21 protein-coding genes are annotated in these 25,630 nt (G+C 65.1%); 6 read left to right on the forward strand and 15 right to left on the reverse strand.

What is annotated here, in order from left to right:
- Positions 1–4 precede the first annotated feature (4 nt).
- A complete protein-coding gene (locus WJ542_RS00005; protein WP_411186708.1) occupies positions 5–952 on the reverse strand; it encodes a LysR family transcriptional regulator in 948 nt (315 codons plus the stop codon).
- A gap of 247 nt (positions 953–1,199) precedes the next feature.
- Between WJ542_RS00005 and WJ542_RS00010 the strand changes: the two genes are divergently transcribed.
- From WJ542_RS00010 to WJ542_RS00035, 6 genes are all read left to right on the forward strand, one after another.
- Entirely contained in the window at positions 1,200–3,245 is a 2,046-nt protein-coding gene (locus tag WJ542_RS00010; RefSeq protein ID WP_411186710.1) for a hydantoinase/oxoprolinase family protein, read from the forward strand.
- Positions 3,246–3,248: 3 nt separating this feature from the next.
- Positions 3,249–5,003: a hydantoinase B/oxoprolinase family protein gene (locus WJ542_RS00015; protein WP_411186712.1), complete on the forward strand. Its 1,755-nt coding sequence runs from the start codon at positions 3,249–3,251 to the stop codon at positions 5,001–5,003.
- Between the two features lie 14 nt (positions 5,004–5,017).
- Entirely contained in the window at positions 5,018–6,169 is a 1,152-nt protein-coding gene (locus tag WJ542_RS00020) for a CaiB/BaiF CoA transferase family protein (RefSeq protein ID WP_411186714.1), read from the forward strand.
- A complete protein-coding gene (locus WJ542_RS00025; protein WP_411186716.1) occupies positions 6,166–6,981 on the forward strand; it encodes an enoyl-CoA hydratase-related protein in 816 nt (271 codons plus the stop codon). The genes WJ542_RS00020 and WJ542_RS00025 overlap by 4 nt, the downstream gene beginning before the upstream one ends.
- Before the next feature lie 87 nt (positions 6,982–7,068).
- On the forward strand, positions 7,069–8,442 hold the full coding sequence (locus tag WJ542_RS00030; RefSeq protein WP_411186718.1) for an MFS transporter: 1,374 nt from the start codon (positions 7,069–7,071) through the stop codon (positions 8,440–8,442).
- A 54-nt stretch (positions 8,443–8,496) separates the two neighbouring features.
- A complete protein-coding gene (locus WJ542_RS00035; protein ID WP_411186720.1) occupies positions 8,497–9,447 on the forward strand; it encodes a hydroxymethylglutaryl-CoA lyase in 951 nt (316 codons plus the stop codon).
- A gap of 212 nt (positions 9,448–9,659) precedes the next feature.
- On the opposite strand, the gene WJ542_RS00040 is transcribed toward WJ542_RS00035, so the two are convergent.
- The 14 genes from WJ542_RS00040 to WJ542_RS00105 form a co-directional block, all read right to left on the reverse strand.
- The gene (locus tag WJ542_RS00040; protein WP_411186722.1) at positions 9,660–10,439 is read right to left on the reverse strand and encodes an alpha/beta fold hydrolase; all 780 of its coding nucleotides are present in this window, start codon (positions 10,437–10,439) and stop codon (positions 9,660–9,662) included.
- 371 nt (positions 10,440–10,810) lie between these two features.
- Positions 10,811–11,494 (reverse strand): GntR family transcriptional regulator, encoded by a 684-nt coding sequence (locus WJ542_RS00045; protein WP_411186724.1) that lies wholly within the window; start codon positions 11,492–11,494, stop codon positions 10,811–10,813.
- A 94-nt stretch (positions 11,495–11,588) separates the two neighbouring features.
- Positions 11,589–13,268 (reverse strand): MFS transporter, encoded by a 1,680-nt coding sequence (locus WJ542_RS00050; RefSeq protein WP_411190428.1) that lies wholly within the window; start codon positions 13,266–13,268, stop codon positions 11,589–11,591.
- Positions 13,269–13,357: 89 nt separating this feature from the next.
- Complete coding sequence (locus tag WJ542_RS00055; RefSeq protein WP_411190429.1) at positions 13,358–14,482, reverse strand: zinc-dependent alcohol dehydrogenase family protein; 1,125 nt, start codon at positions 14,480–14,482, stop codon at positions 13,358–13,360.
- 114 nt (positions 14,483–14,596) lie between these two features.
- The gene (locus tag WJ542_RS00060) at positions 14,597–14,998 is read right to left on the reverse strand and encodes a carboxymuconolactone decarboxylase family protein (RefSeq protein ID WP_411186726.1); all 402 of its coding nucleotides are present in this window, start codon (positions 14,996–14,998) and stop codon (positions 14,597–14,599) included.
- Positions 14,999–15,111: 113 nt separating this feature from the next.
- Positions 15,112–16,542, reverse strand: coding sequence for an aldehyde dehydrogenase family protein (locus tag WJ542_RS00065; RefSeq protein ID WP_411186728.1), 1,431 nt, complete (start codon positions 16,540–16,542; stop codon positions 15,112–15,114).
- 25 nt (positions 16,543–16,567) lie between these two features.
- Entirely contained in the window at positions 16,568–17,455 is an 888-nt protein-coding gene (locus tag WJ542_RS00070) for an NAD(P)-dependent oxidoreductase (RefSeq protein ID WP_411186730.1), read from the reverse strand.
- Between the two features lie 46 nt (positions 17,456–17,501).
- The gene (locus WJ542_RS00075) at positions 17,502–17,828 is read right to left on the reverse strand and encodes an NIPSNAP family protein (RefSeq protein WP_411186732.1); all 327 of its coding nucleotides are present in this window, start codon (positions 17,826–17,828) and stop codon (positions 17,502–17,504) included.
- A 393-nt stretch (positions 17,829–18,221) separates the two neighbouring features.
- Complete coding sequence (locus WJ542_RS00080) at positions 18,222–19,892, reverse strand: MFS transporter (RefSeq protein ID WP_411186734.1); 1,671 nt, start codon at positions 19,890–19,892, stop codon at positions 18,222–18,224.
- 123 nt (positions 19,893–20,015) lie between these two features.
- Positions 20,016–20,801: a 2-keto-4-pentenoate hydratase gene (locus WJ542_RS00085; RefSeq protein WP_411186736.1), complete on the reverse strand. Its 786-nt coding sequence runs from the start codon at positions 20,799–20,801 to the stop codon at positions 20,016–20,018.
- Between the two features lie 21 nt (positions 20,802–20,822).
- The gene (locus WJ542_RS00090) at positions 20,823–21,545 is read right to left on the reverse strand and encodes an ABC transporter ATP-binding protein (protein WP_411186738.1); all 723 of its coding nucleotides are present in this window, start codon (positions 21,543–21,545) and stop codon (positions 20,823–20,825) included.
- 9 nt (positions 21,546–21,554) lie between these two features.
- The gene (locus tag WJ542_RS00095; protein WP_411186740.1) at positions 21,555–23,528 is read right to left on the reverse strand and encodes a branched-chain amino acid ABC transporter ATP-binding protein/permease; all 1,974 of its coding nucleotides are present in this window, start codon (positions 23,526–23,528) and stop codon (positions 21,555–21,557) included.
- Positions 23,529–23,530: 2 nt separating this feature from the next.
- Positions 23,531–24,403 carry a branched-chain amino acid ABC transporter permease gene (locus WJ542_RS00100; RefSeq protein ID WP_411186742.1) on the reverse strand — a complete coding sequence of 291 codons (873 nt, stop codon included), beginning with the start codon at positions 24,401–24,403 and terminating at the stop codon, positions 23,531–23,533.
- Between the two features lie 20 nt (positions 24,404–24,423).
- Positions 24,424–25,611, reverse strand: a complete 1,188-nt coding sequence (locus WJ542_RS00105; protein WP_411186744.1) for an ABC transporter substrate-binding protein — start codon at positions 25,609–25,611, stop codon at positions 24,424–24,426.
- Positions 25,612–25,630 lie beyond the last annotated feature (19 nt).

The raw sequence follows: 25,630 nt of genomic DNA on the forward strand, positions 1-25,630 counted from the left end.
TGGGTCAGAGATGGCCGGTGTCGCCGTCCCGCTTCGCCTTGCATAGATCGATGAACCGCTGCACCGGTTGCGACAAGGTCGCGCCTCGCCGTGTCGCGATGCCATAAGGGGCACCGCGTCGCTCGATCCGCAACGGCAGGATCCCAACAAGGCCGTACTCCGCAAAATATTGTGCGACCTTGAGCGGCATCAGGCCCACTGTGCCGGCCCCCGACCGTAGCAGCGAGACCGTTGCGAAGGTCGACGACGTCTCGATCGCATAGCGGGGAAACGGCAGTTGCGCGTCGTCGAAGAGCTGCTCGAGCAGCGAGCGCATCGGCAGCATTGCCTGCGGCACGATCCAGGGGTTGCCCGCGAGATCGGCGAGCTTCGCCGGTGGCTTGCGCATGAGCGGATCCCGACCTTCAACGATGAGACAGACCTCTTCGATTTCGAGCGGTACGAAATCATAGGCATCGGGATGCACGCTGACGCTCGGCCGCCCGATCACCAGATCGAGCAAACGCTGATCGAGCATCGACAGAAGCCTCGCGCTATTGTCCTCCCATATCTCGACGGAAACGTCGGGCTGCACCTCGCGCAGGCTCTTGAGGACGGGTGTGAGCCACACCGGCATCGACCCCATCACGGCGCCGACCGCCAGCGTGCCGCCACCGCCGCGCATGATCGCGGCGAGCTCGTCGCGCAGGGCGCTGATCTCCGAACGCAGCGCCCGCGCATGACGGATTACGCAGCGCCCCAGCTCGTTCGCCACGATCCCGCGCGGCGAACGCGAGAATAGTTCGGCACCGAACAACGCCTCGATTTCGCGCAACGACTTCGTCGTCGCGGGTTGCGACAGCGACACCTGTTGCGCCGCCTTGCGCAGCGAACCGTGATCGTCGAGGGCGATCAGCAGCGCGATGTGGTTCCCCCGTAGTCTTCTCAGAATCGCATCGATACTGGTTATCACCGATATAACTCCAGCGTCTCACCTGATCCGAAGGTTTCATTATCTGCGCGCCTGGGCCCACATCTACACTCGACGTGTCGTACCCGCCATGCCTACGGCGCGGTCATGACCCGAAGCGCGCGTCGATCATAGCCAAAACCGCGTGATCGTGTCCGTCGCGGCACATCGGTAGCCGGGCGCGAATGTTCGCCCGGCGTATCCAACGCGTATGACATGCGCTGACATCCCGAACATGGAGACAGGCTAATTGAAAAGAATCGGTATCGACGTCGGCGGCACGTTCACCGACGTCGTGATGGTGGATGACGAAACCGGCCGCATCTGGTCGACCAAAGTGCCGACCACCCCGCAGGACCGGGTGATCGGCACGATCGAAGGCTTCAGCCGGATCGTCCAGCTTTCCGGCACGCACGCCGCAGAGGTGGGGTTTCTCGGTCACGGCACGACGATGGCGACCAACATGGTTGTCGAGGGCACGGGCGCGAAGACGGCGCTCGTCACCACGCGCGGCTTTCGCGACATCCTGGAGCTGCGGCGCGTATCGCGCCACGATCGCGCCGACCTCTACGACCTGCTGTTCGACAATCCTCGACCGCTCGTCGAGCGCCGCTGGCGGCTCGAGATAACCGAGCGCATGCGTCATGACGGCGTGGCAGAGACTGCGCCCGAGCAGGCGGAAATCGCGCGCATCGCCGCGCAGATCCGCGACTCCGACGTTGAAGCCGTGGCGGTGTGCCTGTTGCACGCGCACGTGAACCCGCGACACGAGCGCGAAGTCGCGGACGCATTGCGCCGACTGCTGCCGGACCGCTTCATTTGCGCGTCGCACGAAGTCAACCCGGAAGCGATGGAGTACGAGCGCACCAGTTCCACCGTGATCAATGCGATGCTGGGCCCGGTGTGCGGCCGCTATATCGGCCGCCTCGTGGAGGCGCTGGCGCAACGCGGCTTTGCGGGCAAGTTCCTGTTCATGCAGTCCAACGGCGGTCTGGCCAGTCCCGCGATGGTCGCGGACCGGCCGATCGTACTGCTCGAATCCGGTCCCGCCGGCGGCGTGAGCGCGGCGATCCGCAACTGCGAGAAGAGCCAGTTGCGCAATGCGATTCTCGGCGACATGGGCGGCACGACCTTCGATGTCTCGCTGATCCGAGAATTCCGACCGGAGTTGCGCAACAAGAGCTTGCTGCACACCTATACGGTGCGTTCGCCGAGCATCGATATCGACTCGGTGGGCGCGGGCGGCGGCTCGATCGTCTGGATCGATGCGGGCGGCGGCGTGCGCATCGGGCCGGAGAGCGCGGGCGCCGACCCCGGACCCGCGTGCTATGGCCGGGGCGGTACGCGGCCGACGGTCACCGACTGCAATCTCGTGCTCGGCTATATCGACCCGGATAACTTCCTCGGCGGCGAATTCCGTCTCGATGCGAAGGCCGCATGGCGGGTCGTCGAGGAATCGATCGCGAAGCCGCTCGGCCTCTCCGTGCCCGATGCGGCCCAGGTGGTGCGTTCGGTCGCGAATGCGCTGATGGCGCAGGCGATCCGCATCATGACCGTCGAGCGCGGCTACGACCCGCGCGAGTTCTCCTATATCTGTTATGGCGGCGCGGGGCCCGTGCACGCGGTCGATCTCGCGCAGGAAATGGGCATCCGCCGCGTCGTGATTCCACCGCTGCCGGGGCTGTTCAGCGCGTTCGGCATGACGGTCGCGGATCAGCAGTACGACTACCAGAGTCCGCTCGAAACCGATCTCGCGAACATCGACGACGCGACCCTGGCGCAGGCGCTGGACGACCTGCTGGAACAGGGCAACGACGAGCTGCGGCGTCATGGTGCCGAACTGGGCAACGTCAAGGTCGTGCGTCTCGCGGACTGCCGCTACGCGGGGCAGCCCGACGTGATCACGATCGAGGTGCAGGACGCGCGCGACGGTTGCCGCGCGGCACTCGCCACGGCCTTCGAGGCGGCGCACCGCCGGCAATGGAATTTCATCAGCGAGGACAAGCCGATCATCGTCGCCAACGTGCGTCTCCAACTGATAGCGACGACCGGCTGGCGCGGCGGCGTCGCCGGCACCGACGCTCTCGATACGCCGAAATCTTCCCATACGCGCACCGTGTACATCGACGGCAGCATGCGCACGCTGCCGGTCTTCGCCCGCACCGCCATTCCGGTCGGCGCAGCGATCGAAGGGCCGGCCGTGATCGAAGAACATAGCAGTTGCGCGGTGCTAAAGGATTCGCACATCGCGCGCGTCGACTCCGACCTGAACCTCGTCATCGAACTGGCGGCCTGAGTTATGGACATCGTTACCTACGAAATCATTCGCAGCAGTCTCTTCGCGATCGCGCGGGAAATGAAGATCGCCATGATGCGCACCGCGGGCAGCCCATTGATGCATGCCAGCGGCGACTCGTCGGCCGCGATCTTCGATGCCGACATGCAGCTCATCGCACAGGGCAACGACATCCCGACCATGCTCGGCTCCGCGGTCATCTCGACGCGCGTCTCGGTCGAGGCAGTCGGCCGGGAGAACCTGCGCCCCGGCGACGTGATCGTCAGCAACGACGCTTACGTGGGCGGAGGCAATCACCAACCCGACGTGCAGTTCACCCGGCCGGTGTTCGTCGACGGCCAGATTGTCGCCTTCGTGATGACGCGCGGCCACTGGACCGACATCGGCGGGCAGTCGCCCGGCAGCTATACCGTCACCACCTGGGACGTGTTCGCGGAAGGCATCCGCATCCCGCCGGTGCTGCTCTATCGCAACGACGAGCCGGTGCGCGACATGCTCGAACTGTTGACACGCAACAGCCGCAACGCCCACGAGCTGCGGCTCGACATCCAGGCGCAGTATGCCGGCACGTATGTCGGTGACCGGCGCATTGCGGATCTCGTCGCGAAGCACGGCGCACAAGCGCTGCGCGACGTGATGAGCCAGAGCCTGGATCATTCGGAGAAGCTGATCCGCGCGGAAATCGCCCGCATTCCGGACGGCATCTACGAGGCCGAAGAGTATCTCGATCCGATCGAGGCACCGGGCTGGAAGCAGGAGCGGCCGCTGCTGAAGGTGAAGATCACCGTCGAGGGCGACCACATCACCTTCGATTACACCGGCACCGGTGCGCAGGTGCGCGGCGGCATCAACTGCCCGTTGTCCGTCACCTGCAACAGCACGTGGTTCACAGTGAAAGCGCTGACCGATCCGGGCATCCCGATCAATCAGGGCTGCTATCGGCCCGTGACAATCATCGCGCCCGAAGGCAGCGTGCTCAACTGCCGCTATCCGGCTTCGGTCGTGTCCGGCAACACCGAGACCTCGCCGCGCGTAATCGACCTGCTGCTGAAGGCACTCGCCCCCGCGGTGCCCGAGCGCATCACCGGGCAAAGCAATTGCGCGTCGTGCGCCGGTATCTTCAGTGGCCGCGACACCGATGCGCGACGTGTCGAAGCGACCGGGCAGGAGTTCGTGACGATGCACGACGTGCACGCGGGCGGGATGGGCGCGCGAGCCGACAAGGACGGCGTGAGCGGCATCCGCGTATATGTCGGCAACGCCGGCAGCCAGTCGATCGAGATGATCGAGCGGACCTCGCCGTTGCTCGTCGAGGAGTGGTCGCTCGTCACCGACAGCGGCGGCGCAGGACGGCGACGGGACGGCCTGACCTCTCGCCGCGTGTACCGCATCGAATATGACGAAGCGACCTTCACCGTATCGGGCGAACGTGGCCGCTCGGCGCCCGAAGGCCAGTTGGGCGGACTGCCGGGCTCACGCTTTCTGTGCAGCGTGCGCCGTGCTGACGGCAGCGAGCAGAGCGTCGCCGCCAAGGGCGGCCAGACCGTCGTGTATCGCGGCGACCGGGTCGTCGTGCAGCCGGCCGGCAGCGGCGGCTATGGCGATCCGCGCAAGCGCGAGCCGGAGCGGGTGGCGGCGGACGTCGTCGACGGCTACGTCAGCGAGGATGCCGCGCGACGCCTGTACGGTCACGGCGCGCACGAGGTCGCCGGGCACGAAGCGCCCGCCGATGCTGCTATCGCGCTGGCAGCCGAATGAACGGAAACGAACCGATGACGAACCCTCTACCGCTCGATGGCGTGTGCGTCGTCGAGATCGGCCACAGTCTGGCGGCACCCTATGCCGGCATGATCCTGGGATCGCTCGGCGCCGACGTGATCAAGATCGAGAGCACCGGCGGCGGCGACTATGCGCGCGACTGGGGGCCCCCCTTCATCGACGGCGCTGCTGCGCTGTTCCATGCAGTCAATCACGGCAAGTCGAGCATCGCGATGTCGTTGTCGAATCCCGAGGAGGCGGCGCTGCTGCGCGAGCTGATAGAGCGACGGGCCGACGTCGTGCTGCAGAACCTGAAGGCGGGTGGCGTCGACAAATACGGACTCGGCGCGCAACGGATGCGCGAGTTGAAGCCGTCGCTCGTCTATTGCGATCTCGGCGCATTCGGCACAAGCGGCCCGTGGCGAGAGAAGCCGGGCTACGATCCGCTCGCCCAGGCGCTGGCCGGACTGATGAGTTTCCTCGGCACCCCGGGCGAGCCTTTGAGCCGCATTCCGGTCTCGGTGAACGACATGGGTACCGGGCTGTGGGCTGCGATCGGCGTACTGGCCGCGCTGTTCAGGCGGCAGGCGACCGGCGTCGGCGAAACCGTGTCCGTGTCGCTCTACGAAACCGCGCTGAGCTGGGCCGGCATGCAGATCGCCGACTATCTCGCGTCCGGCGAGCTGCCCGGCCGCTGGGGCTCGGGGACCGCCGCGATCGTGCCGCATCAGGCGTTCGCCTGCGCGGACAGCACGATCATGGTGGCCGCGGGCAACGACCGGCTGTTCCGGCGCCTGTGCGAGGTCCTCGAATTGCGCGCGCTTGCGGACGACCCCCGCTTCGCGACCAACGGCGCGCGCGTGGCAAATCGCGTCGCGCTGATCGAACGGCTGCAGGATGCGTTCGGACAACGCGACAGCGCAAGCTGGCTCGCCGTGCTGGATCAGGCCGGCATCCCGTGCGGACCGATCCAGACCATCGATCAGGTGGTCGCGCACCCGCAAACCCAGGCGCTCGACATCCTGCGCACGACGGAAGACCACGCCGCCAGCTTCGTCGGCCTGCCGGTGTCGTTCGGCGGCGTGCGGCCGGCACGCGCCGGCCGCACGCCGAAGCTCGGCGAACACAATCATCTGCTGACGAAAGCCCCTCTGGAGACATCTTGAAGCTCGCAACCTGTCTGGATTCTGCCCCGCTCACCACACTGCAACTCGAAGAGATCGATGGACAGATTCTCGTCGTCACGCTGAATCGACCCAACGTCTCGAATGCGATCAGCACGACCACCGGCCACGAACTGATCCGTGTGTTCGGCTCGCTCGAAGCAGAGCCGTCCGCTTATCGCTGCGTGATTCTCACCGGCGCGGGCCAGCGCGCTTTCTGCGGCGGCGCCGATCTCAAGCAGCGCGAAGGCATGACCGACGAGCAGTTCGGCGAGCAGCACTACCTGTTCGAGCGAATGAATCGCGCGCTCACCTTCTGCCCGGTCCCGTTGATTTGCGCAGCCAACGGCTCGGCCGTCGCGGGTGGACTCGAATTGCTGCTGGCCTGCGATTTCGCGTATGCGTCGAAGCAGGCGGTATTCGGCTTTACCGAGGTGAAGCGCGGCATCATGCCAGGCGGCGGCGGCACCCAGCAGTTGCCCCGCACGATCGGCGTGCGCCGCGCCAAGGAATTGATTTTCCGCGGCGCCCGCTTCAGCGCCGAGGAAGCGCTCGCGTGGGGCGTCGTCAACCGGCTGTGCGAACCGGGGCGAGTGCTCGCCGATGCGATCGAGGCGGCACGCGACATCTGCAACAGCGCGCCGTTGTCGGTCAGCCAGGCGAAGAAAGCGATCGACCTCGGCATGCAGGGCGATCTGCGTACTGGGCTCTACGTGGAAATCGAAGCATATAACCGCCTGATCCCGACCGCCGACCGGCTGGAAGGAATCAGCGCGTATAACGAAAAGCGTCAACCGGTATTCAAGGGCCGTTAGCGCGGCGGTCTTCGCAATCCGCGCAGCACAGGACCGGCAGGCACGAACCTGCCGGCTTGACCACCGGCATACCCGGAGGAGACAGGCATGACACCCACGACCGGCAGTTCGCAACACGCTCACGGGGACCAGACCTACGGCAAGATTACCCGACGTCTGATCCCGTTTCTGTTCCTGTGCTATGTCTTCGCGTTTCTCGACCGGATCAACATCGGCATCGCGCAACTCGACATGAAGCACGATGTCGGCTTCAACGATCTCACCTACAGCATCGGCGCCGGCATCTTCTTCCTCGGCTACGTGCTGATGGAAGTGCCGAGCAATCTATTGCTCGCGCGCATCGGCGTGAAGCGCACGTTCTCGCGGATCATGATCCTGTGGGGCATCGTCGCCGCGGCGACCGCCTTCGTGAAGCTGCCGGCTCACCTCTACGCGGTGCGATTCCTGCTCGGACTCGCGGAAGCCGGCCTGTACCCGGGGGTGATCTTCTATCTGACGCGCTGGTACCCCGTCGAGCGGCGCGCCAAGGTCATCGCACTCTTTACGTGCGCGACCGGCATTGCGGGGCTGTTCGGCGGTCCGCTGTCCGGCGCGTTGATGACGTATGCCAATGGTTCGTTCGGACTGCACGGCTGGCAATGGATGTTCATTGCGCAGGGGCTGCCCGCGAGCGTGCTCGGCATCGTCGCGTTCTTCTATCTGGATGACGGTCCGCAGCAGGCGGCGTGGCTGAACGACAGCGAAAAGGCGGTAGTGCTGAACGATCTGCAGCGCAGTTCGAGCGTCAGCGCCACGCATGCGGAACACACCTTCGGCCGTGCACTCGTCGACTTTCGCGTGTACGTGATGGGCTTCGTCTGGTTCACGCAGATCGCGGGCGTGTTCGCAATCGGCTTCTGGCTGCCGACATTGATCAAGGAATCGGGCGTCAACAGCCCGTTGTATGTCGGGTGCTACTCGGCGATCCCGTACTTCGTGAGCTGGGTCGCACTCGTGATGCTCAACCGCAATTCCGACCGCACGATGGAGCGCCGCTGGCACTGCGCGATTGCAATGCTGTTCGGCGCCGCCGGCCTCGTGGCGGCGGGCTTTACCGGCGGCAATCTGGCGCTGTCGCTGGTAGCGTTGTCGATCGCGACAGCCGGCATTCTCGCGCCCAATCCGCTGATCTGGGCCATCTCCACCGATTACATCCGCGGCAGCGGCGCGGCCGGCGGCGTGGCGATCGTTAACTGCATCGGACTGCTCGGCGGCTTCTTCAGCCCGATGATCATCGGCTCGATCAAGACGCTGACGCACAGCATGTCCGGCGGCCTCGCCGCCATCGCCGTGCTGATGACGCTCGGCGCTGTCGCGGCGATCGTCTTCGCGCCGCAGACCTCGGCGGCCACCGACGCGCATCGTCAGGCGGACGAAAGCCAGCCCGAGGGTGGGCAGCCGGTGGCCGATGCGACGCCGTGAAGAACGCCATGCAGCGTGACGTCACGCAAACCCGCCTTTAAGGAGCAAAGGACCATGGATAACAGGGAAACGGCGCAGGTTCGGGAAGTCGGCCTGCGCGATGGGCTGCAGATGGTCGGCACGATCCTCAGCACCGCCCGCAAGCTGGATTGGTGCGCGCGCATGGTGGATGCCGGCGTGACCGAGATCGAAGTCACCTCGTTCGTGCCGCCGAAAGTCGTGCCGCAGTTCGCGGATGCGGTCGAGGTCGCGACAGGCGCGCTTGCCATCGACGGCCTGCATGCGGCCGCGCTGGTGCCGAATATGAAGGGTGCGCAACGTGCCTTCGACGTCGGTCTGCGCAAGGTGCACTACGTGCTCTCGGCGAGCAACGAACACAATCTGAAAAACGTGCGGCGCAGCACCACGGAATCGGTTGACGATTTCGCGCGGATCGTCGCGGAGCGCGATGCCAGCCCGCTGCCCGGGGTGCGCGACGTCGTGCTCGGCGCGGGTGTCGCGACCGCTTTTGGCTGCACGATCGCCGGCAAGGTGGACGAAGCCACCGTGCTCGGTCTCGTCGATACGTTGCTCGAAGCCGGTGCCGACGAGATCACGATCGCGGATACGGTCGGCTACGCGAATCCTGGACAGGTGCGTGCGCTGTTGCGCAAGGTCTGCGCGCTGGCGGGCACAGTGCCGGTGGCGTGCCACTTCCACGATACACGCGGGCTGGGTCTGGCCAACGTGATCGCCGCACTCGATGCCGGCGTGCGCCGCTTCGACGCGTCGCTCGGCGGTCTTGGCGGCTGTCCGTTTGCGCCTAATGCGACGGGCAACATCAATAGCGAAGACACCGTATTCCTGCTCGAATCCGAAGGGTTCGATACCGGCATCGACATCGGCCGGCTGCTGGCGATCCGGGAAACGATCGCCGCGTGGCTGCCGGGCGAGCCATTCACCGGCGCGATCGCACGGGCTGGTTTGCCGAAAACCTTCGTACCTTCGCAAGCCGTGACGGCATGAGGCTTCACCCAGGTTGGCCGTCATTCACCGGATGACATGAATCGACCTGCCGTCACCTCGCGCTATCGTGGCGTCTTTCCCGTCGTCACGCCATCCTTCACCTGTCGGGCACGTCAATGGTCATGGTGATGCCCGCCGCGCTGCTGGCCCGCGCGGCGACGGAAGTCGGCCATATCGTACTTCGAGAGCCCTGCCGGGGCCGCTGACGCCGCTCAAGCGGCCCGGCCAGCCAGCCGTTCGAGCAGATCGACGAGCAGGTCGGGGGCCAGCACCATCGCATCGTGTCCCGTGTCGAGCGTTTCCCAGCCCCAGCCGTCGCTGGCGCGAATCCGTTCGCGTACCAGCGCGAGCGTGTCGTACGACGGGTTCGCGCAATGCACATAGGTGCGCGGCAGACCGTTGCCCAACGCATGGCGCAACGTGAGCCGCGACTGATACGTCGCGAGCGGATGCGGCGTCAAACGGCGGCGCACCCACGCGGCGAGCGGATGGTCGTCGGGAATGCCAGTACCGGCAAGACCGTTCACCGGCATTCCAAGCCTTTGCCCGCTTCCCTCGACCGCCGCGAGGCGTTCGGCGACGACGCTGCCCGGCAACACGTCCATAGCCGATTCGCCGCTTTCGACCAGCAGGCTGTCAAGACACACCAGAGCACGAATGGATTCGCGCCGCCGGTCCGCAACGCCGGAGGCCACGAGGCCGCCGAAGCTATGCCCGACCAGCACCACGTCTTCCAGTTCTTCCGCCTCGAAAAGGCGTTCGATGTCGGAGATCGATACGTCGAGCGACGTCACCGCTTCCAGCAGGTGGCGCCGCTCGCCGAGCCCGGTGAGCGTCGGTGCGAAGGCACGGTGCCCTCGCGCAAGCAGGCGCTCCATCACGAACCGCCAGCACCAGCCGCCGTGCCAGGCGCCATGGACGAGAACGAACGTATATCCCTGCTGGTGCCCCGCCTGATCGGCAGCCGATACGGTTGATGTTGCTTGATGCATGCGAGTGCCTCCATCGGCAACCCTGATAGTGGATCCATCGTCAGCGCTTCTCGAAGACTGCGATGACGCGCCCGCTCCGGTCTCTCCGCAGCAGAATCGTTGTGCGAACCGTGACGACCAGCGCCCATCTCCCAGCGTTGCGCAGGACGACCAGACAGCCGCTCCGCCATCTCGGCGACCATTGTCTGGTCGTCGCCACTGAGCCTGGCAAGCAGCGGCCTCACATACTTCCGCTGATCGCGTGAGCATCGCGTCGATGGGTGATCGTCGAATTTCGCGTCGGTGATTTTTGTTCTGGATAACGACGCATTGGAAAAAATTCCGGTGTTTCTACGCCCACTCGACAACAACCGACAACTCCCGCAAGCGTCCTACTCTTGTCCTTCGGCCTCGGTCTTCTCCAGCATTCGCATGGCGGCCTTCTCGGCATTCGCCACATGCAGACGCGCGGCTTCCTGGGCCGCGTCGGCATTGCGCGCCTTGAGCGCCTTGTAAAGCCGGTCGATTTCGCGCAGGCTGCTGGGCAGGCGATCGCGGTGCATCAGCGAGGTCGCCCGCAGCAGATTCACGCGCGAATAGAGACTCGTCAGTATCTCCTTGATAAGCGCGTTACCGCAGTTATCGAGCAGCACGTCATACAGCGCGGCCTTTGCCTTCAGCACGCCAGCCTGGTCTTGCGCCGCGGCCTGCGCGCGCAATTCCTTCGCCGCCTCACCGAACCGGGCGATTGCCGCATCGGCTGCCAGCCGCGCAAATTCGTGCGCGGCGAAGCCTTCGAGCAATCCGCGCAACGCATACAGTTCCGCCGCTTCCTGTCGTGACATGACCGCGACGACCGGCCCTTTGTGCGGCACGCTGCGGACCAGCTTCTCCGCTTCCAGCCGGCGCAGCGCTTCACGCACCGAGGTCCGGCTCACACCGAGCGTCTCGCACAGTTCACGCTCGATCAGTCGCGCGCCGGGTGCGAAGCGCCCGCTCATGATCGCCTGCCGTAATACGTTCTCGACCTGGTGGCGCAGTGTCTCAGGCCTTACAACGGCAATCTCGATCGACATAATGTACTCCCGTCCGACAATTCAAACCGTTCGCATCATACATGGAATGTCTTCGAATTATCCAGGATTGCGCCTCTCAACAGCGCCACGCCGGTCAAAAATCCGCAGCCAGATCGACGTTCTTCGTCTCCTTCAGGAACAGCAGCGCGATGACGAACGAACCGACGATCCACGCCACCGGATACCACAGCCCGAAATAGATGTTGCCCTGTTGCGCGGACAACGCGAACGAGATTGTCGGCAGCAGGCCACCAATCCAGCCGCTCGCGAAATGATACGGAAACGACATCGACGTATAGCGGATTCGCGTGGGGAACATCTCGACGAGCGCGGGCGCGGTCGGCGTCAACGCGAGCGTCATGAGCGCGAGCAGCACGACCAGCAGCAGAAACACCATCGGCTTGTTAAAGCGTTCCGGCGAGGCCTTGCGCGGGAAGCCAGCGGAGTCGAGCGCCTGCCTCAAGCGCGCGGCAAATGCCGTCGACTTCGCCTTCGCTTCGCCCGCCGCGAGACTTGATATGTCGTAGGCCTCGACGGCATCGCCGCCGATATGCACTGTCGCCGGTTGGCCCGCCGGCGCGTCGTGGGTTTCATAGCTGACGCCCGCTTCGGTCAGCGCTTCGCGTGCGATGTCACACGAACTCGTGAAATGCCGCGAGCCGAGCGGGTTGAACATGAACGAGCAGGATTGCGCGTCGGCGCCGACCCATACGGGCACGTTCGCCTGCGCCTCGGCAAGCGCGGGATTCGCGTAGCGCGTCATCGCGTGGAAAATCGGGAACAGCGTGAGCGCGGTCAGCACGAAGCTGATCAGCAGGATCGGCTTGCGTCCGAAACGGTCGCACAGCCAGCCCGATACCAGAAAAAGCGGCGTGCAGACAAGCGTTGCCAGCGTGACGACGACGTTGGCCGCGGTCGCGTCAACCTTCAGCGTATGGGTCAGGAAAAAGGTCGGATACAGTACGGCGGTGTAGTACACGCAGGTCATGCCGCCGCAGATCGCGAAGAGCGCGACCAACAGCCGCTTCAGATTCGCCAGATCGAAGAACGTGTCCTTCAGCGGCGAGCGCGACAGCCGGTTCTCGTTCTTCAACGCCTGAAACGCCGGAGACTCTTCCATCTTCATCCGGATAAGTACCGAGACCACGAGCAGCAGGATCGAAAAGATGAACGGAACGCGCCAGCCCCAGGTGTCGAATTGCTCGCCGGTCAGCGCGCGCGTGGCAAGCACGACCGCGAACGACATCAGCAGGCCGACGGTGCCGGTCGCCGAGATCCACGAGGTATTGAATCCGCGCCGGTTCTTCGGCGAATGCTCGGCGACGTAGGTCGCGGCGCCGCCGTATTCGCCGCCCAGGGCGAGCCCCTGCAGCATGCGCAGCCCGATCAGAATCACCGGCGCGGCAATGCCGATGGACGCATAACCCGGCAACAAGCCGACGCCAACCGTGGACAAGCCCATGATCGCGATCGTCACGATGAAAGTGCGCTTGCGGCCGATCCGGTCGCCGATCCGGCCGAACACCACCGCCCCCACCGGCCGCATGATGAAACCGACCCCAAAGGTCAGCAGTGCAAATATAAATCCCGTCACCGGATTCACGCCGGCGAAGAAGCGGCTCGCAATTACCGTTGCGAGCGAACCGTACAGCGTGAAGTCGTACCACTCGAACACCGTGCCGATAGAGGCAGCCGCAATGACCCGCACCGTCGAGGTGCTCATGCCTTCCGATACCTGCGTGCCATTGCGAGCGCTTGCCACGTCCGAACCCATCATTTTCTCTGTCTCCTGCCTGTCGTGTCTGGAAAGTACCGCGCGTGCGGGCCACGCGGACATCTCGCGCCTCGCGCCGGCCCGTGCCGCTACATCGTCACGATCTGCCGGACCGCCCTGCCATCGCGCAAACGGTCCATTCCGGTGTTGATCTCGTCAAGCGGCAAACGATGCGTGACGAGCCGGTCCACCGGCAAACGGCCGCGCCGGTACAGATCGAGGTAGCGCGGCACGTCGCGCGACGGCACGCTACTGCCCATATAGCTGCCGCGAATCGATTTCTCGTCGGCGACCAGCGAGACGGGGGGAATCGAGAAAAGTGTCGATGGCGGCGGCAAACCCGCCGTCACCAGTTCGCCGCCGCGCCGTGCGATCGCGTAGCCGAGTTCCAGCGCGGCGCCCGCGCCGGCCGTCTCGATCACCACCTCGACGCCACCGCCCGTCGCATCGCGCACCGCTTCGACGACGTGCCCGGACTTCGCGTCGAATGTCTCGGTCGCGCCGAGTGCGCGCGCCAGTTCCAGCTTGTCCGGGTTCACGTCGATCGCCACGACACGCGACGCGCCGGCCGCGAGCGCACCCAGTAGCGCGGCGAGACCGACTCCGCCCAACCCGATCACCGCCACCTGCGAACCCGGTGCGATACGCGCGGCGTTCACCGCCGAGCCGACGCCGGTCAATACCGCGCAGCCGAAAAGCGCGGCTTCTTCGAGCGCGATCTCCGGGTCCACCTTCACGAGCGAATACCTCGATACGGTTGCGTACTCGGCGAACGCCGAAATGCCCGAGTGATGGTTCAGCGGCTCGCCATTGCGCGACAGCCGACGGCCGCCGCCAAGCAACGAGCCAGCCGCGCCGGCAATCGCGCCGGGCTCGCACAGCGCCGGGCGGCCGCTCGCGCAGGGATTGCAATGGCCACATGCGGCGACAAACACGGACACGACGTGATCGCCCGGCTTCAGATCGGTCACATGAGGTCCGATCTCCTCGACCACGCCGGCGGCCTCGTGGCCGATCACCATCGGCAACGGCCTGGGTCGCACGCCCTCGACCACCGACAGGTCCGAATGGCAAATACCCGCCGCGACGATGCGGATCAGCACCTCGCCCGGACCCGGCGGCGCGAGCTCGACCGTTTCAATGGAGAGCGGCCGCGTCTCGGCGTAGGGCGCCGGGAGGCCAGACCGGTCGAGCACTGCAGCGCGTATCTTCATCATATGGTCTCCTTAATTAATTGAAAGGACAGCGGGACCGGTGCGAGTCCATCGCGCTCACCGGGCCGGCTGTTCCCCGGCAAGACCTGCGGGATAAGCGTTCACGGAAGCCGCTTATCCCTGGTCCGCTGTCAGTTCCGCCTCGTATGCGCGGATCGCCTCGCTTGCAATCCGGAACGCGGCCAGCGCGAGCGGCACGCCGCAATACACGCTGGCCTGCATGAGCACCGCACGGATCTCGTCTTTCGTCACGCCGTTGCGCAGTGCGCCACGAACGTGGACCGCCAGTTCGTGGTGCTGGCTCATCGCGGTGAGCATGCCCAGATTGAGCAGACTGCGAATCTTGAACGGCAAGGTATCGTCGCCCCATATCTCGCCCCAGCAGTATTCGGTGACGAGCTTCTGCATCGGCCGGTTGAAGTCGTCCGCGTTGGCCCATGACTTCTCCACGTGCGCGGCTCCCAGGACCGTCTTGCGGTTCTCGAAACCCCTCTTGAAACATTCGTCGCGTTCCATTGCATTTTTCCTTTGTGGTTCATGACGGGCGATCAGCGGTCGGGCAAGGCGCCATGCTGCATGGTTTTCCCGACCCGTTGCCCGGCAATGAATCCGGTGAATTTTCCCGGTAATCAATGCGGCTCGTAGCCGACCAGCGCCTTCGTCTCCAGATACTCCCGCAGTCCGGCCTCGCCCCACTCGCGGCCGTTGCCCGAGCGCTTGTAGCCACCGAACGGAGCCTGAAAGTCGACCGGCGGGTAATTCAGGTGTACGCCGCCCGCGTGTATCGCACGCCCGACTTTGCGCGCGCGCGCGAGGCTGCCCGACTGCACGTACGCGGCCAGGCCGTAATCGGTATCGTTGGCAATCGCGATCGCCTCGTCTTCGGTGTCGTAGGGCATCATCGACAAAACCGGCCCGAAGATCTCCTCGCGCGCAATGGTCATCCGGGGCGTCACGTCGGCAAAGATGGTTGGTTTGACGAAGTAACCGCGCTCGATGCCCTCGGGCCTGCCAATCCCCCCCGTGACGAGCCGTGCGCCTTCGTCGATGCCGGTCTGGATCAAGGTCTGAACCCGCGTGAACTGATTGCGGTTCACCAACGGTCCTAGTTGCGTCGCGGGATCGTCGGTCGGGCCGGTGCGATAGCATTCGGCCGCCTGCTTCGCGATCCGCGCGGCATCGTCCATCAGTGCGCGCGGCACCAGCATGCGCGTCGGAATCGAACATGACTGGCCCGAATTCGTGAAACACGCGCCCACGCCGCGCTTCACCGCCTCGGTGAGATCGACATCGTCGAGCAGGATGTTGGGCGACTTGCCGCCCAGTTCCTGCGCAACACGCTTCACGTTGTCCGCGGCCATCTTCGCGACGAGAACGCCGGCCCGAGTCGAGCCGGTGAACGACACCATGTCGATGCCGGGATGCGATGCGATCGCCGCGCCGACACCCGGGCCATCGCCGTGCACGAGATTGAACACGCCCGGCGGCACGCCCGCCTCGTCCAGCACCTCGGCAAACAGCCACGCGCTGACCGGCGAGTACTCGCTCGGCTTGAGCACCATCGTGCAGCCCGCGGCCAGTGCGGGGGCGATCTTCACGACGATCTGATTGACCGGCCAGTTCCACGGCGTGATGAGTCCGCAAACGCCGATCGGCTCCAGCACGACACGCGTGCTGCCGCGCTGCGTTTCGAACTCGAAACGCTGCAGTACGTCGATCAGCGCGCGCAGGTGCGCCACTCCGCGAACCGCCTGGCCGCCGCGCGCGAACGCGATAGGCGAACCCATTTCAATGCGCATCGCCTCGGCGAATTCGTCGATGCGGCGCTCGTAGATATTCAGGACGCGCTCGAGCAACACGACGCGTTGCTCGACGCTCGTTGCGGCATAGCCGGGAAATGCACGACGCGCGGCATTCACGGCGCGCTCGACATCGTCCGCGTTGCCCATTGCGAGCTTTCCGAACGGCGTCTCGGTTGCGGGATCGACCAGTTCGAACCACGCGGGCGCCGAGGGCTCCACCCATTTTCCGTCGATGTAGAACTGCGTTCCTCGTTGCATTGCAAAACTCCTGATTGGCGGCCGCTCAGGCCTCGTCGGCGAGCAGGCGGTACATCTCGGTGTGATCGGTCGCGGGCGTGGAAAGCGCCGCTGCGTCGCTCCACAGGCCGACGCAGGTCACGCCGAGTTTCATCGGATAGCGGACTGCCTCGGAGAGCGCGCGGGCGATCTTCAGATCCTTGTTCATCAGTTGCAGCGCGAAGCCGGATGCGAACGTGCCGCTCAGCATGAACTGCCGCACCTTGTTTTCCGATGTGTTGCTGCGCCCCGTCGACGCATTCAGCACGTCGTTCATGACAGCCGGATCGATGCCGAAGCGCTCGGCGACATGAAGGGCTTCGACCGTCGCTACGAGCCCCGCCGCGGAGACGTAGTTGTTCAGCGCCTTGGCCGCATGTCCGGCGCCGGCTGCGCCGATGTGCAGCACGCTCTTGCCCATTGCGTCGAGCACGGAACGGCAGCGCTCCAGCACGGCCGCGTCGCCGCCCACGAGGATCGCGAGTGTGCCGTCGGTTGCGCGCTTCACGCCACCGGACACGGGAGCATCGAGATAGTCGAGACCGGACTCCGCGAGCGTCTTGCCGAGGCGGCGGGAGCGCTCCGGCTCCGCCGAACTCATGTCGATCACGACGCTGCCTTTTTGCAACCGCGCCGCCCAGCCCGCCACGCCGCCGTCGCCCGACAGGACCCGCTCCACGATCTCCGAATTGGGCAACATCGTGATCAGCACGTCGAGCGACGCGGCACTCCCGGGGGTCAGCCGCGCAATGTTGGGCAGCTCAGCCAGCGTGTTCACGCGCGCTTCGTCGACGTCGTCGATGAACAGCTCGAAGCCCGCGCCCACAAGACATTTCACCATCGGCGCGCCCATCATGCCGAGTCCGATAAAGCCGATTTTTTTCGGTCGTTTCATGATTCTTTCCTGCCAAGCGATAAGGAATACGTAATGTTTCCGAGTTTCAACGCAGCGCCGAATAAGTGGTCGGCGTCAGAAAAATATTCTCTATGCGTTCGACGATGGGCTTGTCCGCTTCGCTCGCGGCACGCTTCTCGATCCATTCGGGATCCGCCTGGAATGCGTTCCACCTGGCCTCGCGCTGTACAAGACTTTCCCATTTCAGCAGATACGTCAGCGAGTGATTGCTCGGTCCGATCAGCGTGGTCCAGAAGCCTATCTGCTCGATTCCGTACTTGTCGAAAAAGCCAAGCGTGGTGCTGGTGAAACGCTCGTGTAGCGCCGGTAGCCGGCCCGGCGCGCAGTGATAGATCCGCATTTCGACAATCATTGGTTTCTCGCTGGCTCACTATGAACAAGGGATAACAGCGGCGCGCACCGCAAACTACGTACGGCTTTCGCGGTCGGAAAGCAGGCTGGACGATGACCGCGCGTTGCGCCGGAACGCGTGAAAAACCGGGTCGATCGGGCGTGCATGCCGGTCTGTCTCCATCCTGATGCCGAAGGCCAGCACTCCCGTAAAGTGGGCCGGCTCGTGTCGTTTCTATTTTCGTGATTATATTCTTGTCGGACAATCGGTCAAGAATATAAATGTACTTTTTCGCGCCGGCCGGACGACGGCTTGGCCGTGCCGCGCAAAAAAAAGGCCGCCGGGCAATCCCGGCAGCCTTTTCCAGCGCTGCGGCCTCATTCCGGACAAGCCGTTACATATCGGACGGAATCGCTAACCCCGCTTCTTCGCGGTGGCGAAGATGTCGACCCGATGCGACTCGCGATACAAGAACAACGTCACGACGATGGCCAACGCCGTCCAGAACAGCGGATACCATAGCCCCGCATAGATATTTCCGCGCGCGGCTGCAATCGCGAACGAAAGCGCCGGCAGCAGCCCGCCGATCCAGCCGCTTGCAACGTGAAACGGAATCGACATCGACGTATAGCGCAATTCCGTTGGGAACATTTCCACGAGAATCGCCGCGATGGGCGCATAAGTCAGGCTCATCACGAACACGAGGTAAAGCACGAGCAGGAGCACGGGCAGGAAACGGAACTGCTGCGGGTCGGCCTTCAGCGGATAACCGGCCTTCACGAGCGCGGCGCCGATCGCCTTGTTGAATCCTTCGGCCTGCGTTTTCAACCCGACGGCGTTCAGGCCTGTGGCGTCGAAGCCCGCAACCACCGTGTCGCCGATCGTCACGGTCGTTTTCGCGCCAGGCGCCGCCGGCGCCACCGAATAGTTGGCCGACGCGCCGCCCAGCGTCTTGCGCGCGACGTCGCAAGCATTGCTGAACGTGCGCACGCCGACCGGATCGAACATGAACGCGCACTGCCGCGGGTCGGCATGAATCACAGCGGGACTCGCGGCCTGCGCCTCGGCAAGCGCGGGGTTGGCGTAGTGCGTGATGGTGCGGAACACCGGGAAAAGCGTCAGCGCGGCCAGCAGATAGCCGGCCAGCAAGACGGGCTTGCGGCCGAAGCGGTCCGACAACGCGCCGCAGCCGTAGAGCATTGGCACGGCGGCGATCATTGCGATCGCGACGATCAGGTTCGACGTGGTCGCGTCGACCCGCAATACGCGCGTCAAGAAAAACATCGGATAGATGACGACGACGTACCAGACCACCGTCATTCCTCCGCAGACGCCGAACAGCGCGATCAGCACCTGGCGCAGGTTGCGCCCGCGCAGCGCGTCGCGCACGGGCGCGCGGGAGAGCTCGCCAGCCTTGCGAGCCTTCTCGAATGCCGGCGACTCGTCCATGCGCCGGCGCAGCAGCAGCGACACGACGAGCAGCACGATCGACAGCGAGAACGGCACGCGCCAGCCCCACACGAAGAAGTTCGCGCCGGTCGCAACGCGTGTCACGATCGTCACGATCAATGCGCCAAGCAGGCCCGTCGATGCGGTCGCCTGGATCAGCGCCGTATTGCGGCCGCGATGCCGCTGCGGCGAATGCTCGGCCACGTAGGTCGCCGCGCCGCCGAACTCGCCGCCCACCGCGAAGCCCTGCAGGAGCCGCGCGAGAATCAGGATCACCGGCGCGGCGATGCCGATCGACGCGTAACCCGGCGTCAACGCCACCGCGCAGGTCGAAAGTCCCATCAGCGACACGGTGGTCATGAAGGTCTTCTTGCGTCCGATCATGTCGCCGAGCCGGCCGAACACCACGGCGCCGAGCGGCCGCACAACGAAGCCGACCGAGAACGTCATCATCGCGAAGATGAACGCCGTGCCCGAATCGATGCCGGTGAAGAAGTTCGCGGCAATCACGTCCGCGAGCGAACCGTAAAGCACGAAGTCATACCATTCGAACACGGTTCCCGCCACCGCGCCCGCCATGGCCCGCTTGTCCTTGCGCGACAGCTCGAGGCTGCCCCGCACCATACCGACATCCATCGCTGTCTCCTGTGTCGACCGCCGCTCGCGCCCTGCCGCCCGCGCCGGTCTCATGCACGACCATTGCCGCGGCGGTCTTCGCGCTGCCTGCCGCCTTACGTGCGTCTCATGATGGGCGAGTTATCAAACGAATCCTACCTGTACCTTGCCCAGCACCCCGAAGTCCACCACCATCGAGTTGCCGGCGGCGACTGCCATCGGCGCGACACAGGCCCCGGTCGTCACAATGTGGCCCGCCTGCAGGCCCTCGCCGATGCCGTTCAGTTCGTTCGCGAGCCACGTCATGGCGATGCGCGGATCGCCGAGCACGTTCGCCCCGCTGCCTTCGCCCGCCAGCGTGCCGTCGCGATACGCGCGCACGCCGTGGCCGACCAGGTCGATCGATCGCCAGTCGGCCGGCGTCGCTCCGCTCACGACGAGCCACGACGCGCAGGCGCCGTCGGCGATCAGCTGCAACGCGCCCACGCTCGCGAAGTCGCGGTAGCGCGAGTCCGGTACCTCGATCGCGAGATGCAGCGTATCCACCGCGTCCATCACTTCCTCGCTGCGATATGGCTCGGCGCGCGGCGGCAGCGCTCGCTTCATGCGAAACGCGAATTCCGCCTCGGCGACATTCATCACGTTCGATCCCATCGGAATCGCGAGGCCGTCCGCGATCACGCGCTCGGACAGAAGCCGCGCGGCAATCGGCCCGTCCACGCCGATGTGCTTCTGCCCCGCTGCGCTGGTCGCGGCGATCTTCCAGCCGGCAACCTGCCGCCCCGACAAGCGTGCCACCTCGCGCTGCACCGCGTAGGCGTCGGCACGGTTGTCGGGCCGGCACGCAGCCGGCAATGCGTCGAAGCGCGTTGCGTGGTCGAAATGTGCCCACAGCGCGCGGGCCGCTTCATTCAGATGTTGCTGGTTCACGTTGGCTCCCGTCTCGATCAGTCAATGCATACCGCCCAAATAAGCCGCCCGCACCGCCTCGTTGTCGTGCAGGCTCGCGGCCGGCCCTTCGATCGTGATCCGGCCGTTCTCGAGCACATAGCCGTAATCGCTTACCTGCAATGCCGCCGCCGCGAACTGCTCGACGACGAGCATCGTCACGCCCTGTTCGCGCAGGCGCTCAATCGTTCTGAAAACTTCCTCGACGAGCAGCGGCGCCAGTCCCATGGACGGTTCGTCGAGCAGCACGACCTCGGGATTGAGCATGATCGCGCGCGCCATCGCGAGCATCTGCTGCTCGCCGCCGGACAGGGTGCCCGCCAGTTGCGCGGCGCGCCGGCGCAATACCGGGAAGAGGTCCATCGCGCGCTCCAGGTCCTCGCCGATATCGCCCTTGCTGCGTGCGCCGATGAAGCGCGAGAACGCACCCAGCTCGAGGTTGTCGCGCACCGAAAGCGTCGGGAACACGCGCCGACCCTCCGGACTGTGTGCAAGGCCCAGTCGTGCGATACGGTGCGCGTCGAGGCCGGTAATGTCGGTGCCGTTCAACACCACGCGCCCGGCCCGGGCATGCACCATTCCGGAAATCATCCGCATCGTCGTCGTCTTGCCGGCGCCGTTCGAGCCGATCAGGCTCACAACGCTTCCCCCCGCGACGACCAGCGAAATGCCGTGCAGCACCTCGGTGGAACCATAACCAGCATAAGCGCCGTCAACGATGAGCATACGGGTCTCCTATGCCGCGCCGCCGACCAGCGGCGTGGCGGCGGATGCGCCGAGGTAGGCCTCGATCACGCGCCGGTCGTTCGAGATCTTCGTCGGCGGCCCTTCCGCGATCTTCTGGCCGAAATCGAGCACCGACACCTGATCGCAGATCGCCATCACCAGGTCCATGTGATGCTCGATCAGGACTACTGTGATACCGTGCTCGCGGATCTTCTCGATCATTTTCCGCAGCTCCGGCAGATCGTTCGGACGCAAGCCGGCGGCCGGCTCGTCTAGCAGCAGCAGCGACGGCTCAGTGCCGAGCGCGCGGGCAATCTCCAGCATCCGCTGGCGGCCGTACGGCAGATCGCGCGCGCGAGTCGGCGCGAACTCCTGCATGCCGACGAAGCCGAGCAGAGCCGCCGCGCGCGCACGCGCCGCCCGTTCCTCTCGCCGGAAGCGCGGCGTACGGAAGATCACGTCGATCAGGTTAGAACGGAACATCTGGTGCAGCCCGACCAGCACGTTGTCGAGCGCGCTCATTTCTCCGAAGAGTTGCACATTCTGGAAGGTGCGCGCCATGCCGCGCTGCGCGATGCGAGCCGGCTTGAGTCCATCGCAGCGCTCACCATTGAACTGGATGTCGCCGCTCGTCGCCGCGTAGACGCCGGTGAGCACGTTCATCATCGTGCTCTTGCCGGAACCGTTCGGGCCGATCAGCCCGTGAACCGAGCCGCGCTTGACTTGCAGCGTGACGTCGTTGAGCGCGCGCAGGCCGCCGAACTGCATCACGACCGACGCGAGGTCGAGCACGCACTCCGGCTGGGCCGCCGCCGCCGCGTCGCGCGCCGAACGCGCCAAGGTCCACGCGCCGACCGGGACGGCGACGGCGGGCGTCTGCGCATCGACCCGCTTCGCACCGCGCCAGTTGGCGGCGAAGTCCCGCACGTAGCCGGCAATGCCATCGGGCAGGTAGTAAACCACGCCGAGAATCATCAGCCCGAAGATCGTGAGGCGCTGGCTCACGATGTCGGTAAGCGTGAAAGCGAACGCGACGAACGCGGCCATCACGAGCACCGGCGCGAGCAGCGTTTTCCATGCGGCGCGGCGCGTGCGCCACGCGTGCACGACGAGCAGCGCGACCAGCACGGCGAGCACGACGGTCAACCAGCGAAACAACACGATGTCCGACAGCAGGTTCGGCAACACGACGATCGTGGTCGAGCCGATCAGCGTGCCGACCCGCGAGCGGCGCCCGCCCAGCGTGACGGCCAGCAGGAACAGCGTGGAGAGCTCCATCGAGAACGTGTTCGGCGCGATGTATTCCTCCGAGATCCCGTAGAGCGAGCCCGCCAGCCCTGCGAACGCCGCGCTGATGACGAACGCGATCACCTTGTAGCGATACACGGACACGCCCATGCAGTCCGCCGCGACGGGACTTCCGCGCAGTGCGAGAAACGCGCGGCCATAATGCGAGGAGAGGATGCGCGTGACGACCAGCATCGCCAGCGTCGTGACCGCGAGCACGACATAGTAGAAGTCGGTGGCGCTCACCAGATGCCCGGCGACTACGGGCTTGTTAATGGCGAGACCTTGCGCGCCGTTGGTGAGAAAGTCCATTTCGTTCAGCAGGATCTGGACGATGGTGCCGAATGCGAGCGTGACCATTGCGAGGTACGGTCCCGTCAGCCGCAGCGACGGCACGGCCAGCACCGCGCCGAACAGCGAGGTCACCACGAGCGCCGCAGGCACGGCGATCCACACGGACAGCCCGGCGCTCGTCATCAGGATGCCCGTCGTGTAGGCACCGATGCCGAAGAGTCCCGCATGCCCGATCGACACCTCGCCCGTATACCCCACCACGATGTCGAGCCCGAAGATCAGCACCGCATAGATGCCGATGATAACCAGCAGGTGCGTGTAGTACGGATTGCTGCTCACCAGCGGGAAGACTGCAAGGGCCGCGAAGAGCAGCCAGCCCGCGAACGTTTTCGAGCGGTTCATCGCTACACCTTCCTGATCGAGGTCCGGCCGAACAGGCCCGCCGGCTTCACGGCCAGCACGGCGAGCAGCAGCAGCAGACCGGGCACGTCCTTGTAGCCGCTCGACACGTAGTAGCCGGTGAACGTTTCGACTACGCCTAGAATGAGCCCGCCCGCGATGATCCCGAAGCCCGAGGTCAGCCCGCCGATGATCGCAACGGCGAATGCCTTCAGCCCGAGCGTCGCGCCCATGTCCGCTCCCGCCACGGTCAACGGCGCGATCAGGATGCCCGCGAACGCGGCGCTCATGCACGACAACGCATAGGAAAACGTCACGACCAACCGCGTGTTGATGCCCATCAGCGCAGCCGCGTCGGCGTCGCTGGCGGTCGCGACCACCGCCTTGCCGTAGATGGTCTTGCGGTTGAAAAGCTCAACCGCCGCCATCAGCGCGAGCGCGCCGACGATCACGAGTATTTCCATCGGCAGGATGTTCGCGCCCGCCACCGTGATGCGCGTGTCGGGCAGCGGCGATGGAAATTTCAGGTCGTCGGTTCCCCAGATGTTCTCGGCCACGTTGGTCATGATGATGCCGAGCGCGATCGTCGCCATGATCCAGCCTTCGCTTTTCGCCGCTATCGCGCGCCGCACGCTGATGCGCTCCGTGATCACGCCGACGGCCGCCCCCACGATCAGCACGAGCGGGATCATCAGCCAGTAGCTACCCACGAACTCCATGATGGTGAGGCCGGACAGCGCGCCGATCGCGAGCGCCTGCCCCTGCGCGAAATTCATGGTGCCGGAGGTGGCGAAAGTGAGCTGATAGCCGAACGCGGTGACCGAATAGATCATGCCGACCGCGCATCCGCTCACGATGATCTGCAGGATGACGTTCATGTGAGTCTTCCCGTGCCGGTTCAGCGCGCCGCCTGCGCCTGGGTCTCGTCCATCTTCACGACGCGCCCGCCCTTGATCTCGGCCATCACCGCGACCGAGCCGTCGCGAATCGCGTCGTGGTCGGTCTTCGAGAACGGATGGTCGTAGGTCATGATGAGGCCGTCGATCTTCTGGTTCAGGTTCTCGAGCGCATCGCGCACCTTCGGGCCGTCCGTCGTGCCTGCCTGCTTCATCGCCGCCGCCATCAGATACACCACGTCATAACCTTGCGCCGCCCATACCGCGCCCGGAATGTAATTCGTGTGGTACGCCTTCGCATATTTCTCGATGAACGCCTGGCGGCGCGGCGAGCCGTCGGCCACGAAGGTCTGCGGAAAACGCGTGCCCTCCGCGTTGGGGCCCGCGAGCTGGATGTAGTTCGGCATCGATAGCGTCCAGCTGCCGATCATCGGCACCTTCCAGCCGAGCTTCGCCATCTCGTTGGCGATCTGCGCGAGTTCCGGCCCCTCGCCATAGGTGAGCAACGCCTGAGCGCCGGCCGCCTTTGCCCGCAGCACCTGCGAGGTCATGTCCACGTCGCCCTGGTTCCACTTCTCGACGTCCACCGGAGTGATGCCCAGCCTGGCGAGCGCTGCCGTCATGTCCTCGCGCCCGAGCTGGCCGTAGTTCGACGAATCGGCGAATACGGCAACCTTCGTGAGGTGCTCGCGATTGATGGCCTCGTTCGCGATCATGCCGGCCTGGATGCGGTCGACCAGCGACACGCGGAACACATAGCTCTTCGGATAGGCCGGCGTCATGAACACCTTCGTGACCTGAGTGCCGCTCGGCCCCGGTGTCAGGAGCGGAATCTGCGCGTCCTGGTAGACTTTCTGGCTTGCGAGAATTACGCCGGTAGAAATGATCCCGACGCTCGCCGCCACGTGCTCCTTGTACACCAGCTCCTGGGCGATCTGCAGACCGCGGGCGTTGTTCGCCTGATCATCGCGCTCGACCATCACGAGCGGGCGGCCCAGGACGCCGCCTGACGCGTTGATCTCGTCGATCGCAAGCTTGATGCCGTTGCGCATGGAGATGCCCATCGGCGCGGAGCCGCCCGTGAACGGACCCGACACGCCCAGTTTGATGGGATCGGCGGCATGCGCGGCGATCGTTACGCAGGCCGCTGCCACGGCAATTACCCAGCGCAGATTTCTTTTACTCGACATGACTGTCTCCTTCGTTGAC

Source organism: Paraburkholderia yinzeri (assembly GCF_046581065.1).
GTDB lineage: Bacteria > Pseudomonadota > Gammaproteobacteria > Burkholderiales > Burkholderiaceae > Paraburkholderia.